Raw genomic sequence first — 13,936 nt, forward strand, 5'->3', positions numbered from 1 at the left:
CGATGCGCACGCGATGCACGGTGCGTGCGCCCAGCGTCACAGGCTCCTGGTAGGCCGGCAGGCGCGCGGCGGCCAGCGCGGCGATCACGCGCGCGGCGTCGGCGGACGTCGCATAGCTGCCGAAGTTGACCGCGTAGTCGCCAGCCGCGGTGGCCGCCGCGCCCGGTGCGGCGGCCTCGACCGGCGCATCCGCGGCCGGGGTCGCCGGTGCAGGCGTGGGCAGCACCGCCGCGCCGGTGGCGGCCGGCGCGGCGAGCGGAAGGTCGAGCGTGCGGGTATCGCCCGCGGCGTCGGGCGCGGCCGGAACCCGCAGCGGAACGCTGGAGGCACCGCTGTCCGGCGCCGGGTCCATGACCAGAAGGGGCAGGAAGACCACTGCCAGGGCGACGAGCACCGCCGCGCCGAGCAGCCGCTGTTTCAGGGCAGGTTCCATCGCGTCCGCTTGCGGCGGGGGTGGCCCGCCTTGTCGAGGCGAATTATACCCGCCGCCCCTCGCCTGCCCGGCGGCGGGCGATCGCGTTCAGCCCTCGGTGGCCGTCGACGCGCCGAGCGCCTCGAGCGCCTCGGCCGCGGTGTGGAACGAGCCGAACACCAGGACGCGGTCGCCGGGCGCCGCGCTTCGGGCGAGCCCCGCAAGCGCCGCCGGGACATCGCGCCAGTGACGCGCCTCCCGCGCCGCGGTCCCCGCCAGGCGCGCCGCGAACGGCTCGACCTCCAGAACACGCGGGCCGTGCCCGGGCAGCCCGGCGACGTGCCAGGCGTCCACCCGATCGGCCAGCGCCGCCGCGACACCCGCCACGTCCTTGTCGCCGAGCGCCGCGAACACCGCATGTGTGCGGCCGACGGCCGGCGTCCGGGACAGCCACGCCGCCAGCTCACGCGCGGCCTGCGGGTTGTGGGCGACGTCGACCACGTACTCCACGCCGTCGCGCTCGATGCGCTGCAGCCGCGCCGCGATCCGCGCGCGGGCCACGCCAGCGCGCAGCGCGGCGTCGTCGATCGCCAGCGGACTCGCGCGCAACGCCGCGATCGCCACCGCCGCGTTGCGCAGCTGCGACGGCGCAGCGAGCGCGGGCATCGCCAGCTCGATGTCGAAGCCGACCTCGCGCCAGCGCCAGCCGTCGTCGACATCGCGGTCGACGAAGAAATCGCAGCCGATGCGCAGCGTGTTCGCGCCGATCGCATACGCATGGCGCAGCACGCTCGACGGCGGATCGTCGTCGCCCAGCACCAGCGGTTTCCACGACCGCGCGATGCCGGCCTTCTCGAAGCCGATCGACTCGACGTCGTCGCCGAGCCAGTCGGTGTGGTCGAGGTCGACGGTGGTGATCGCGGCGACGTCCGCGTCGACGATGTTGGTCGCATCCAGGCGGCCGCCGAGCCCGACTTCGAGGATCGCGAGGTCGAGCTGCGCGCGCTCGAACAGCCACAGCGCGGCGAGCGTGCCGACCTCGAAGTAGGTCAGGCCGGTGTCGCCGCGCGCGGCCTCGATCGCCTCGAACGCCTCGACGATCGCGGCGTCGCGCGCGTCCTGCCCCTCGATGCGGATGCGTTCGTTGTAGCGCTGCAGGTGCGGCGAGGTGTAGGTGCCGACCCGCAGGCCCTGCGCACGCGCGATCGCCTCAATGAACGCGACGGTCGAGCCCTTGCCGTTGGTACCGCCGACGGTGATCACGACCGGCGCGGGCCGCGTCAGGCCGAGGCGCGCGTGCACCTCGCGGATGCGGTCGAGGCCGAGGTCGATGGCGCGGGGATGGCGGGCTTCGAGGCGGGCCAGCCAGGTGTCGAGGTCGTGCGGCATGCGCGGATTGTAGGACGCGGGCCCGCGCGACCGCGTCCGGAAACCCTAGAGCGCGCGATGCACCGCCTCGCCGAACAGCGCGGTGTGGTGGCTGCAGTCGTTCAGCCGCACGACGTCGAGGCGATCGACCGACGGACCTTCGAGCAGATTGATCGTGGTCGGTGCCTGCCGGAAGCGCCACAGGTGCGCCAGCGGCAGGCCCAGGACGCGACACAGCAGCACGCGGTTCACCGCATCGTGCGCGACGACGAACAGCGTGTCGCCATCGCCGAGGCCTTCGCAGGCGCGCGCGAGGGCCGGCCAGGCGCGATCGAGCACGTGCTGCAGCGACTCGCCGCCCGGCATCAGCACCTCGTGCGGCGCGTCGCGCCAGGCCCGAAGCCGCGCGGCGTCGCGCTCGCGGATCTCCGCGGCCAGCAGGCCTTCCCACTCGCCGTGCGCGATCTCCATGAGGCCCGCGTCGGTGCCGAGCATCGGCGCACGCTCGCCGAGCGCGATCTCGGCCGTGCGCCGCGCACGCGCGAGCGGCGACGCGACGGCGCGAGTGATCGGCACGTCGCGCAGCCGCGTGGCGAGCGCGGCGGCCTGCGCCTCGCCGACCGGCGACAGCGCGATGTCCTCCTGCCCCTGGTAGCGGCCTTCGGCGTTCCACGGGGTTTCGCCATGGCGGGCGAGGATGATCTTCATGCGCGCTCCTCAGATCTGCTGGATCGACAGCACGCCGGGCGTGCCGCGCAGCAGCTCGAGCTGCGCCTCGTCGATCTCGCGGTCGATGGTGATGGCGGCGCGCGCGAAGCCGTCGCCGGCCGCGCCCAGCGCGAAGTTGATGATGTTGATGCCGGCCGCGCCCAGCTGCGAGCCCACCGTGCCGACCATGCCCGGCCGGTCCTCGTTGCGCATCAGCAGCACGTGCGCGAGCGGGTCGAACTCGATTTCGACGCCGTCCAGCGCGACCACGCGCGGCGCACGGTGCAGCGTGGCATCGATCGTGCGTCGCACGTCGCGACCGTTCGCGTTGTCGCCTTCGATCGTGAGGCGCACGAGGCGGTCGTAGCCGTCGCCCTCGCCGCCCACCGTCTCGGAGACTTCGAGCCCGCGCGCGGCGGCCTCGTGCAGCGCGTTCACCGGCGTGACGCGGCCCGAGGCCGCGCCCAGCAGCGACGACACCAGCAGGCGCGTGAGCGGCCGAGTATCGAGGCCTTCGGTGCGGCCTGCGTAGCGGATCTGCAGGCGCGTCGGCGCCGGCACCAGGCGCGAGGCCACGCGCCCCAGCGCGGTCATCAGCGGCATCCACGGCCCCACCTCGCGCGCGGCTTCGGGGGTGAGCGGCGGCAGGTTCACGCAGCCGGCGACGGCGCCGGTGGCGACGAAATCGATGATCTGGCGCGCGAGGATGGTGCTCACCGCCTGCTGCGCTTCGCTCGTCGACGCGCCCAGGTGCGGCGTCAGCACGAGGTTGGGCTGCGTGCGCAGCGGCGAATCGGCGGCGAGCGGTTCCGTCACGAACGTGTCGAGCGCCGCGCCGGCGAGGTGGCCCTCGTCGAGCAGCCGCAGCAGCGCGGCCTCGTCGACCAGCCCGCCGCGCGCCGCGTTGATGAGCATCGCGCCGGGCTTCATCGCGCGCATGCGCGCCTCCGACAGCAGGTTCGTCGTCTCTTTCGTGCGCGGGATGTGCAGCGTCACGATGTCGGCCCAGGCGAGCAGCTCGTCGAGCGGCATCAGCGGCACGCTGCCGCGCCCCGCGGCGGCGGCCGGCAGAAAGGGATCGTAGGCGGCGACGTCCATGCCGATGCCGCGCGCCTTGCGCGCCACCGTGCTGCCGATGCGGCCCAGGCCGATCACGCCCAGCCGCTTGCCCTCGAGTTCGAAACCGGTCAGGCCGGCCTTGGGCCACTGCCCGGCCTTCATGCCCGCGTCCGCGCGCGGCACGTGACGGGCCAGCGCGAACAGCAGCGCGATCGCATGCTCGGCGGCGGCCAGCGTGTTGCCGTCCGGCGCATTCATCACGGCGACGCCGCGCGCGGTCGCCGCGTCGACGTCGATGGTGTCGACGCCCGCGCCGGCGCGGCCGATCACCTTGAGCTTCGAGGCCTGCGCGAGCGCCTCGGCGGGCACTTTGGTCGCCGAGCGCACGAGCACGGCGTCGACGTCCGCCAGCGCCTGCGCCAGCGCGGCGTGGTCCTTGATCGGTTCCGGGGCGACCTCGACGTCCCAGCCCGCATGGCGGAACAGGTCGAGGCCGTCTTCGTGGATGCCATCGCATGCCAGCACTTTCATCGTCGCGCTCCTGGTGGGGGATGCGCGGATGCCTTGCCAGCCGGCCGTCGGGAACGACGGAACTGCGGTCGAACGGCGATGCGTGCATGCGCGGCGGCATGCGGTGCTGCGGTCGGGAGACGGGGCCGGCTGGCATGGGAATCCGCGACGGGACCGAGCCTAGCAGATGACCGCGTGCGGACAAGCGCCCGTCGACCGGCGGACGCGCGATGATGGGGGTGCCCGTTAACGAGGAAACCCGCCATGCCCATCGCCCACGGCCGCTTCGAGGTCAAACGCATGCCGCAGGGCGCGCTTGATCTCGGCGACGGCGCCCAGGCCCTGCACCTGCGCTTCGACAAGTCGTTCGACGGGCCGCTCAGCGCGACCAGCGTCGTGCACATGCTCGCGATCGGCACGCCGGTCGAGGGCTCGGCCGGCTACGTCGCCGTCGAGCGCCTCGATGCACGCCTGGAGGGTCGCGGCGGACGCTTCGCGATGATGCATTTCGGCGTCATGGACCGCGGCTCGCCGTCGCTCAGGCTCGAGGTGGTGCCCGACTCCGCCGATGGCGAGCTCGAGGGCCTGCGCGGTTCGATGCGCATCGACATCACCGACGGCGCGCACTACTACACCTTCGACTACACGCTGCCGCCGGGCTGAACCTGCAGCCCTCCGCGCACCGCGTCCGCGACCGTCGTCGGGCGGCCGATCGCCGCCGCGGTACCCGAACGAAAGAGGCCGGCGTCTCCGCCGGCCCCGTTCGCGTCGCGCGTGTCAGTTCCGCTCGGGAACGCCGAGCTCCTGCAGCAACTGCGGCGCCGGGTAGACCTCCTGCATGATCCAGCGCATGTAGCGCTGGTCGACCGAAATCATGCGCGTCATCGCCGGGTCGAAGACCCAGTTACTGCTCACCGACTCCCAGTTGCCGTCGAACGCGAGGCCCACGAGTTTGCCCTGCGCATCGAGCACCGGCGAACCCGAGTTGCCGCCCGTGATGTCGAGGTCGGACAGGAAGTTCACCGGCACCGTGCCGAGCCGCTTGTCGGCGAGACCGCCGTAGTTCTTCGCGGCGATCGCGTCGAGCTGCGCCTTCGGCGCGTCGAACGGTTCCTTGCCGGTGGCCTTCTGCGCGACCTGCTCCAGCGTGGTGAACGACGGCTGCTTCGATCCGTCCGCCTTCGTGTACCCCATCACGTTGCCGAAGGTGATGCGCAACGAGGAGTTCGCGTCCGGATACACGGCCTGGCCATGCGCCTTGCGGTAGTCCGCCAGCGCCTGCAGGAACACGGGGCGTGCGACCAGCGAATCGCCTGCGCGCGTGCGCACCTCCTCTTCCAGACGCAGCACATCCGGCATCACGGCGACCGCGAACTGCAGCGCTGGGTCCTTCGACTTTTCCAGCGTCGCGCGATCGGCGCCGAGCAGCGCGAGGCGCGCCTGCGTATCGCCGAGCTTCGACTTCGACAGGCGATCGAGCGCGCGATCGATCGACTTCGCGTCGGTGCCGCCCAGCCAGGCGTCCAGCGACGCGATGCGCTCGCTCGCGGGCAGCTTCGCGTACTCGCGCAGCCAGTAACCGATGAGCTCGCGATCCATCTGCGGCTGGTAACGGCGTTCCATCTGGCGCAATGCGCCCTCGAGCGACGGCAGGTCGCGCTGCTGGTAGCCGGCCTCGCGGGCGGCATCGGGCTTCGCGCGCTCGATCGACGCCCGGTACACCTGCGTCGCCGCGCCGAGGACGCCCGTGCTGCGCAGCTGGCCGAAGACGAGGTCGCGCTCGCGATGCGCGCGCGCCTCGTCGCCGAGCTGCTCGAGGCGCTCGTGCGCCGCCAGACCGGCCTGCCCGCGTGCGCCCTGCGAGCGCAGCCAGGCCAGTACCGCCTGCTCCTCCTTCTGCTTGCGGCCCGCGGCATCGATGCGACGGAAGCCTTCCAGCTGGCCGTCGTAGTTCTTCATGGCGTTCTGCCAGCTGCGCACCGTCGCGGCGTACTTCACGGCGATGTCCGGATTACGGCGGCCGGCGTCCTCGACCATCGACACCAGGTTCTTGTAGTGACGGCCGACGACCGGATACGTCCAGCCCGAGGTCGCGTCGAACTCGCTGGCCAGCGCGTAACGCGCGGTGCTGCCCGGATAGCCCGCGACCATCACGAAGTCGCCCTGGCCCAGCGGCTTGTCGGCGAGCTTGAGGAAATGCTTCGGCTGGAACGGGACGTTGTCCGGCGAATACGCGGCGGGCCGGCCGTCCTTGCCGACGTAGGCGCGGTAGAACGAGAAGTCGCCGGTGTGGCGCGGCCACATCCAGTTGTCGACCTCGCCGCCGTAGTTGCCCACGCTGCGCGGCGGCGCGTAGACGAGGCGGACGTCCTTGATCTCGAGATTCTTGAACAGGCGGTAGGTGTTGCCGCCGGCGAAGCTGTAGAGGCGGCAGCGATAGCCCGGCGTCGCCTCGCAGGCGGCGACGAGCTGCTTCTCCAGCGCGTCCAGCGCATGCGTGCGGCCGAGCGCGTCGGGCGCCGCCGCGAGCGCGTCGCGCACCTGCCGGGTGACGTCCTGGATCGACTCCAGCGCATAGATGCGTGCGTTCGGCCCGGCCGACAGCTCGTCCACCGGCGTGGCCGCGTTGAAGCCGGTTTCGATCAGGTTCTTCTGCGGCGTCGAATTGAGCTGGATCGCGCCGTACGCGCAATGGTGGTTGGTGACGACCAGCCCCTGCGGCGAGACGAAGCTCGCCGTGCAGCCGCCGAGCGACACCACCGCACCCATCGGGTCACCGGTGAGGTCCGCCAGCTGCCGCGCGTTGAGCTTCAAGCCCGCCTTCTTCAGCGGCCCGGCGATGTCGGGCAACTGCTGGGGTACCCACATGCCTTCGGCGGCCACCGCAGCGGTGGAGACGGCCGCGAGCGCGGCGAAGGTGGCGATGGCGAGGCGGTGTGGGCGCATGGAAACTCCGGCGACGGGTGCGAGGGACGGTGGGTCGAGCCGGCGCGTTCGCCGCGCCGGCGGGTGGATTTCAGGGGGTCATGCGCGATGCGGGCTCATTCCGCCGGCAGGCCCATCTCGGCGAGCAGCTGCGGGGCCGGGTACACCTTGGCCATCAGCCAGCGCATGTAGCGCATGTCGACGTGGATCGCGCGCTTGTAGCGCGGGTCGTACATCCAGCTCGCGCTGACGGCCTCCCAGTTGCTGTCGAAGTTGAGCGCGATCAGCCGGCCTTCCGCATCCAGCACGGGCGAGCCCGAATTGCCGCCGGTGGTGTCGAGGTCGGTGAGGATGTTGACGGGCTGCGTCCTGAGCGCGGGATCCGCCGTGGTGCCGAAATCGCCCTTGGCGATGGCGTCGCGAAGCGGCTTGGGAGCGTCGAACGGCTTGACGCCGGTGTGCTTCTCGACGATGCCCGCCACCGTCGTGACCGGCACGTAGTGCAGGCCGTCGCGCGGGTCCATCCCGCGCAGGTTGCCGTAGCTCACGCGCAGGGTGGAGTTCGCGTCGGGATACACCGACCGGCCCTGCGACTGGCGGTAGGCGATCAGCGCGCGCATGTACGACGGCCGCAGGCGCAGCAGGTCGCCCTCGCGCACCTTCGACTCGTCCTCGAGCCTCAGCACCGCCGGCATGAGCGCCGCCGCGGCCTGCAGCAGCGGATCGGTATCGGCCTTGAGCGACGCCTCGTCGCGCGACATCGCGGCGAGCCGCGTCGCCTCGTCGCCCAGCTTCGTGCCGGCGTACATCGCATCGAGGCGCGCACGCAGCGCGTCCGCGTCGCGGCCGAACACCGCGTCGAGCTCGGGTACGTGCTGCGCGGCGGGCAGCGCCTGGTAGCGCGTCAGCAGGTCGGTGAGCAACGCCTTCTCGACGGCAGGGTCGAAGCGTCGCTGCACCTGCTTGAGCTGGCCGGTGATCAGCGCTTCGTCGCGCTGCTGATAGCCGGACTCGCGCGCGGCGTCGGGCTTGGTGCGCTCGTGCGCGAGGCGTTGCACGGTGAGCGCGGCGCGCAGCAGCTGCGTCTGGCTGCGGATCATGCCGAACAGCTGGTCGCGGTCGCGCATGGCGGCCGCCTTGTCGAGGATCGCCTGCACCGCCGTGATGTCCGCGCGCGTCGCCTTGGCCGACGGCTGCTTCGACAGCCATGCCAGCATCTGCGCCTCGTCGGCTTCGCGCACCTTCGCCGCATCACTGCGGCGCAGGCCGTCGAGTTCGCCCTGCGCGCGCTTGAGGGTGTTCTTCAGGCCCTGCACCTGCGAGGCGTACAGCACGCGCGTGGCCGGGGCGCTCGCGGCCTTGTCGATCGTGTCGATCATCGACTGGCTGAGCTCGACGCGTGTCGGCAGCTGCCAGCCGATCTGCTGGACGAACTCGCTGGCCATGCGGTGGCGGAAGGTGACGCCGGGATAGCCCGCGAGCATGGCGAAGTCGCCCTCGCCGACGTTGCGGGTGGAGACCTGCAGGTGCGCCGGCGGGTTGTACGGCACGTTGTCGGGGCTGAAGTCGGCCGGCTTGCCGTCGCGGCCGACGTACGCGCGCAGCACCGTGAAGTCGCCCGAATGGCGCGGCCACATGAAGTTGTCGACCTCGTCGCCGTAGTTCCCGATCGACTCCGGCGGCGCATAGACGAGACGGATGTCGCGCAGCTCGAGCTGGCGGATCAGGTAGAAGTCGGTGCCGTAATACATGTTGGCGACGCTGCAGCGCAGACCGGGCTCGCGCTCGCAATCGGCGATCGCGGCCTTGGTCGCGGCATCCACCGCGTCGTAATACGCACGCCCGCTCTTGCCCTTGGCGCCGGCGAGGATGCGGTCGGTGATGCGGTCGAAGCCCGTGGTCACCAGCACGCGGTAGTCGGGGTTCGCCGGCAGCTCGTCGGCGCGGGTCTTCGCGACGTAGCCATTGGCGATGAGATCGCGCTCGGGTTTGCTGTTGTACTGGATCACGCCGAACGCGACGTGGTGGTTGGTCAGCACCAGCCCGTCCTTGGAGACGAAGGCGCCGGTCGCACCGCCCACCTTCACGACCGCATTCAGCGGCGGCCGCGTGAGGTCGGCCAGCGCCGCGGGGTCGCCCTCGAAGCCGGCGGCCTTCAGCTGCGGCGCGATGTCGGGCAACTGTGACGGCATCCACATGCCCTCGGAGGCGGCGGCGGGCGCGATGGCGAGCGAGAGGGCGGTGGCGAGCAGACGGCGACGCATGGCATTTCCCCTGGGGCGGCCAGCGACCATAGCGGCACTTCGCGGGCGGCCGCAAACCGGCCGGGCCTTCAGGCGCGCGTCCGTATAATTCGCGCTCCACCGCGCGCCGCGCATCGCAGGCCTTCCGCATGTCCGAGACCGTCACCGCCCCCCTGCCCGCGCAGACCATGCGCGCCCTCGTCAAGCGCGAAGCCGCCAAGGGCATCTGGATGGAGGAGGTGCCGGTGCCGGTGCCCGGCCCGAACGAGGTGCTGATCAAGCTCGAGAAGACGGCGATCTGCGGCACCGACCTGCACATCTACCTGTGGGACGAGTGGAGCGAGCGCACGATCAAGCCGGGCCTGGTCATCGGCCACGAGTTCGTCGGCCGCATCGTGCAGCTGGGCACCGGCGTGACCGGCTATACCGTCGGCCAGCGCGTCTCGGCCGAGGGCCACATCGTCTGCGGCCACTGCCGCAACTGCCGCGCGGGCAAGCAGCACCTGTGCCCGAACACGGTCGGCATCGGCGTGAACCGCAACGGCGCGTTCGCCGAATACATCGTGATGCCGGCCTCGAACCTGTGGCCGATCCCGGACCAGATCCCGAGCGAGCTGGCCGCGTTCTTCGACCCGTACGGCAACGCCGCGCACTGCGCGCTGGAATTCGACGTGGTCGGGGAGGACGTGCTGATCACCGGCGCCGGCCCGATCGGCATCATCGCCGCGGGCATCTGCAAGCACATCGGCGCGCGCAACGTGGTCGTCACCGACGTCAACGATTACCGCCTCAAGCTCGCCGCCGACATGGGCGCGACGCGCGTGGTCAACGTGTCGAACACCTCGCTCAAGGACGTCATGAAGGACCTCCACATGGAGGGCTTCGATGTCGGTCTCGAGATGAGCGGCAACCCGCGCGCGTTCAACGACATGCTCGACTGCATGTACAACGGCGGCAAGATCGCGATGCTGGGCATCATGCCCAAGGGCGCCGGCGCCGACTGGGACAAGATCATCTTCAAGGGCCTCACGCTGCACGGCATCTACGGCCGCCGCATGTACGAGACCTGGTACAAGATGACGCAGCTGGTGCTCAGCGGCTTCCCGCTCGGCAAGGTGCTGACGCATCAACTGCCGGTCGACCGGTTCCAGGAAGGTTTCGACCTGATGGAAGCCGGCAAGAGCGGCAAGATCGTCCTGAGCTGGAACTGAGGACGCGACGATGGGTTTCGTGCTCATCGTCCTCGTCTTCGTGATCGCGGGCTGGGCGTTCCTGGCTCGCAAGGCGGGCATGGGCGCGTCGACGCCGAGTGCCGTCTCCGACGGCTACGTGCCCGTGAACGCCTACGACAACCCGTACGACACCAACGAAAACAACGATCGGCCGTTCGAGCCCGATAGCTGCAGCGATATGTCCGACGATTCGTCGTCGAGCGACACGTGCGACAGCGGCGACGGCTCCAGCAGCGACTGATCCCACCGCCCGAGGGCAGGAACCCGCATGTCACTGACCGAACGCTACGAAACCACCCTCGACGAGATCCGCGACGCCGGCCTGTTCAAGTCCGAGCGCATCATCACGTCGCCGCAGGCGGCCGAGATCACGCTCGCCGACGGCCGCACGGTGCTGAACTTCTGCGCCAACAACTACCTCGGCCTCGCCGACCATCCGGACATCATCGCGGAAGCGAAGAAGGCACTGGACACGCACGGCTTCGGCATGGCCAGCGTGCGCTTCATCTGCGGCACGCAGGACCTGCACAAGCAGCTGGAGAAGACGATCGCGGACTTCTTCGGCAAGGAGGACACCATCCTCTACGCCGCCTGCTTCGATGCGAACGGCGGCCTGTTCGAGCCGCTGCTGGACGAGAGCGACGCGATCATCTCCGACGCGCTCAACCACGCCTCGATCATCGACGGCGTGCGCCTGTGCAAGGCCAAGCGCTACCGCTACGCCAACTGCGACATGGCGGACCTGGAGAAGCAGCTGCAGCAGGCCAAGGCCGACGGCGCGCGCACCGTCATGATCACCACCGACGGCGTGTTCTCGATGGACGGCTTCATCGCGCCGCTCGACGAGATCACCGCGCTCGCCGCGAAGTACGGCGCGCTGGTGCACATCGACGAATGCCACGCGACCGGCTTTCTCGGCGCGACCGGCCGCGGCTCGGCCGAGGTCAAGGGCGTGCTCGAGAAGATCGACATCATCACCGGCACGCTGGGCAAGGCGATGGGCGGCGCGCTCGGCGGTTTCACCACGGCGAAGCGCGAAGTCATCGAGCTGCTGCGCCAGCGCTCGCGGCCCTACCTGTTCTCGAACTCGCTGCCGCCGCATGTCGTCGCCGCCGGCATCAAGGCGTTCGAGATGCTCGACGCCGCCGGCGACCTGCGCACGCAGCTGCAGGAGAACACGCGCTACTTCCGCGAGCGCATGACGGCCGCCGGCTTCGATATCAAGCCGGGCGTACACCCCATCAGCCCGGTCATGCTCTACGACGCGCCGCTTGCGCAGCGCTTCGCCGAGCGCCTGCTCGAGGAAGGCATCTACGCGATCGGCTTCTTCTTCCCGGTCGTGCCGAAGGGCCAGGCACGCATCCGCACGCAGATCTCGGCGGCGCATACGCGCGAGCACCTGGACCGCGCGATCGACGCATTCACGCGCATCGGTCGCGAGCTGGGCGTCGTGCAGGGCTGATCGGGACGCGGGGACGCGGCGGTGCGTCCTGCCCTGCGCCGCCTCTTCCTGCTCGCGATCGAGAGCGACGCGCTCGCCGAACGCACCGCGCAGGGCTGGGTAACGCGCTGCCTGCACTGCCGCACGCGACTGCACGTGGCGTCGGACGGCACGCCCGGCGGCAGCGCCTCGCTCGAGCACGTCGTTCCGCGCGCCTGGTTCGGCAAGCGGGCCGCCGAAGCCCTCGCCGCCCGCGTCGGCGGCGACGCCGACGATGCACGCAACCTCGGCGTCGCCTGCGCACGGTGCAACCAGGACAAGGGCAAGGGGCCGGACGCGCGCGGCCCGGCGGATGCCCGGGCACTCGAGGTCGTGTCGACGCTGGTCGATCGCCGCCTGCAGCGCTGGCGCCCGCCTCTAGCCTGACGCGATGGCCGTCGTGCCGCGCCGCGCGGATTCCCGACTGGTCGCCGACGCTAGCCGCGCGTCACCGGCGCGAGCGCCTCGATCTCCGCGGCCGAAAGGGAGCGCCAGGCGCCCTTGGCCAGCGTGTCCAGCGTCACCGGCCCGATCGCCACGCGCACCAGCCGCAGCACGCCGATGCCGTAGGCCTCCAGCAGGCGGCGGATGTGCCGGTTCCGGCCCTCGTCCAGCACGATCTCGAGCCATGCATTGCGCTCGCCCTGGCGCAGCAGCGTCGCGCGCGTCGCCGCGAGGTGCTCGCCGTCACGCAAGGTCCCCGCAATCAGCGCGGCCAGGTCGGCCGGATCGGGAATGCGATCCACCTGCACGTGGTAGGTCTTGTGCGGGCCGCGGGCCGGATCCGTGATCGCCGCCGCCCACTCCGGGTCGTTCGAGAACAGCAGGAGACCTTCGCTCGCCTTGTCGAGCCGGCCGACCGGCGCGATCCACGGCAGGCCCGCGCCGTCGAAGCACCGGTAGACGGTGTCGCGACCCTTTTCGTCCCGCGCGGTGGTGACCAGCCCGCGGGGCTTGTTTAGCGCGAGGTAGTGTCGGGCGGAGGCGTCGCCCGCGGCACCGTCGACATCCACGCGATCGACGTCCATACGTACGGGAAACTCGGGGTCGCGCACGAGGCGGCCATTGACGCGCACCCGTCCCGCCGCGATCCAGGCCGCCGCCTGCGTGCGCGAGCACAGCCCGCGCTTTGAGAGCACGCGCGCGAGCCCATGCCGGGGGCCGGCCGGCGCGTGCACGGCGCGGACGGTTACTTGCCCTGCGTGTCGGTTGCCGGCGCGGGGGCCGGTGCCGCCGGCGGCGCGCCCTTCGCGACCCGCACGCCGCGCGCCTTCATCCAGGCGTCGAACTCGTCGGCCGTCATGCGCTTGCCGTTCTGGTTCATGTCGAAGCGCCAGGGCGTGTTGTCGAACTGCGTCTGCGGCTTGTAGGACGCCGGATCCATGCCGGGCGTGAACTGGCCCGGCTGCGTCGACATCGCGGAGGCCCGGCACTTGTCGATGCGAAGGCGCAGCAGCACCGCATCGACCGACTGCGCCTGGTCGAACGCCTGGGCGAACACGCCGCTCGGTGCACCGAGTTGCATGGCCGGCGCGGCGAGTTCCGGGGCGAGCGCCGGCAGCGTCACCGGCGCGGTCGAGCTGCGCGCCAGCGCGGTGCACGCATCCTGCGCCCAGGCGCTTCCGGCGACGAGCAGCAGGGGAAGCAGGACGAGGGAACGCATGGCAGTCTCCGGCGCGGAAGGGACGCCAGAGCATACGTCGCAGGCGGTGAAAAGGGGCGCGGCGGTAGCGACTTTTCCGCACGCCGTCGCAGATGAGCTTCGCAGCGCTCGACCGGCGTTTCGGCCGGGGATCGGCTCGCTGCGCGGTCGCCGCCCGCGCGCGGTGGCGGCCGGAGGCAACGTGACAAAGCCGTCGCACGTCGAAAAAAAACGAAGCCCGGCGCAAGGCCGGGCTTCGGGTACAGCGGTGCGAACAGGTATTACGAGTTCTGCACGTTCAGCTCGGTGCGGCGGTTGCGCTCGTTCTTGCACGCCGGCAGCGTCTGCGGCGTGTTC

General features: G+C 71.1%; 13 protein-coding genes. 5 read left to right on the forward strand and 8 right to left on the reverse strand.

All coding sequences use genetic code 11. The features are described from left to right. The 4 genes from E4F61_RS12705 to serA form a co-directional block, all read right to left on the reverse strand. The coding region (locus tag E4F61_RS12705; RefSeq protein WP_202909006.1) for an SPOR domain-containing protein at window positions 1-433 on the reverse strand (433 nt) is incomplete at its 3' end. Window positions 434-520: 87 nt separating this feature from the next. Further along, a complete protein-coding gene (gene folC / locus E4F61_RS12710; protein WP_133480008.1) occupies window positions 521-1,801 on the reverse strand; it encodes a bifunctional tetrahydrofolate synthase/dihydrofolate synthase in 1,281 nt (426 codons plus the stop codon). Between the two features lie 45 nt (window positions 1,802-1,846). Beyond that, on the reverse strand, window positions 1,847-2,488 hold the full coding sequence (locus E4F61_RS12715) for a histidine phosphatase family protein (RefSeq protein ID WP_133480009.1): 642 nt from the start codon (window positions 2,486-2,488) through the stop codon (window positions 1,847-1,849). A gap of 9 nt (window positions 2,489-2,497) precedes the next feature. Then, window positions 2,498-4,078 carry a phosphoglycerate dehydrogenase gene (gene serA, locus E4F61_RS12720; RefSeq protein ID WP_133480010.1) on the reverse strand — a complete coding sequence of 527 codons (1,581 nt, stop codon included), beginning with the start codon at window positions 4,076-4,078 and terminating at the stop codon, window positions 2,498-2,500. A 243-nt stretch (window positions 4,079-4,321) separates the two neighbouring features. On the opposite strand from serA, the gene E4F61_RS12725 reads away from it, so the two are divergent. Continuing rightward, on the forward strand, window positions 4,322-4,720 hold the full coding sequence (locus tag E4F61_RS12725; protein WP_133480011.1) for a DUF3224 domain-containing protein: 399 nt from the start codon (window positions 4,322-4,324) through the stop codon (window positions 4,718-4,720). A 114-nt stretch (window positions 4,721-4,834) separates the two neighbouring features. Here the strand turns inward: E4F61_RS12725 and E4F61_RS12730 are convergent, their stop codons facing one another. Both E4F61_RS12730 and E4F61_RS12735 read right to left on the reverse strand, forming a co-directional pair. After that, window positions 4,835-6,925, reverse strand: coding sequence for a S46 family peptidase (locus E4F61_RS12730; RefSeq protein WP_202909007.1), 2,091 nt, complete (start codon window positions 6,923-6,925; stop codon window positions 4,835-4,837). A 173-nt stretch (window positions 6,926-7,098) separates the two neighbouring features. Beyond that, window positions 7,099-9,246 (reverse strand): S46 family peptidase, encoded by a 2,148-nt coding sequence (locus E4F61_RS12735; protein ID WP_238382932.1) that lies wholly within the window; start codon window positions 9,244-9,246, stop codon window positions 7,099-7,101. 167 nt (window positions 9,247-9,413) lie between these two features. Here E4F61_RS12735 and tdh point away from each other — a divergent pair, with 167 nt between their 5' ends. Genes tdh through E4F61_RS12755 form a run of 4 tightly spaced genes read left to right on the forward strand, consistent with a single transcriptional unit; the run spans window position 9,414 to window position 12,324 of the window. Beyond that, the gene (gene tdh, locus E4F61_RS12740) at window positions 9,414-10,436 is read left to right on the forward strand and encodes an L-threonine 3-dehydrogenase (RefSeq protein WP_133480019.1); all 1,023 of its coding nucleotides are present in this window, start codon (window positions 9,414-9,416) and stop codon (window positions 10,434-10,436) included. A 10-nt stretch (window positions 10,437-10,446) separates the two neighbouring features. After that, window positions 10,447-10,698 (forward strand): hypothetical protein, encoded by a 252-nt coding sequence (locus tag E4F61_RS12745; RefSeq protein WP_133480013.1) that lies wholly within the window; start codon window positions 10,447-10,449, stop codon window positions 10,696-10,698. Between the two features lie 27 nt (window positions 10,699-10,725). Then, on the forward strand, window positions 10,726-11,919 hold the full coding sequence (kbl, locus tag E4F61_RS12750) for a glycine C-acetyltransferase (protein ID WP_133480014.1): 1,194 nt from the start codon (window positions 10,726-10,728) through the stop codon (window positions 11,917-11,919). A 21-nt stretch (window positions 11,920-11,940) separates the two neighbouring features. Next, window positions 11,941-12,324: an HNH endonuclease gene (locus E4F61_RS12755; RefSeq protein WP_133480015.1), complete on the forward strand. Its 384-nt coding sequence runs from the start codon at window positions 11,941-11,943 to the stop codon at window positions 12,322-12,324. A 50-nt stretch (window positions 12,325-12,374) separates the two neighbouring features. Here the strand turns inward: E4F61_RS12755 and E4F61_RS12760 are convergent, their stop codons facing one another. Together E4F61_RS12760 and E4F61_RS12765 are read right to left on the reverse strand one after the other, a co-directional pair. Further along, a complete protein-coding gene (locus E4F61_RS12760) occupies window positions 12,375-13,217 on the reverse strand; it encodes a pseudouridine synthase (protein WP_425480156.1) in 843 nt (280 codons plus the stop codon). Continuing rightward, window positions 13,127-13,600: a hypothetical protein gene (locus E4F61_RS12765; protein WP_133480017.1), complete on the reverse strand. Its 474-nt coding sequence runs from the start codon at window positions 13,598-13,600 to the stop codon at window positions 13,127-13,129. The genes E4F61_RS12760 and E4F61_RS12765 overlap by 91 nt, the downstream gene beginning before the upstream one ends. Window positions 13,601-13,936 lie beyond the last annotated feature (336 nt).

Origin of the sequence: Cognatilysobacter segetis (genome assembly GCF_004359965.1) — a bacterium.
In the GTDB taxonomy this organism is placed as follows: Bacteria; Pseudomonadota; Gammaproteobacteria; order Xanthomonadales; family Xanthomonadaceae; genus Cognatilysobacter; species Cognatilysobacter segetis.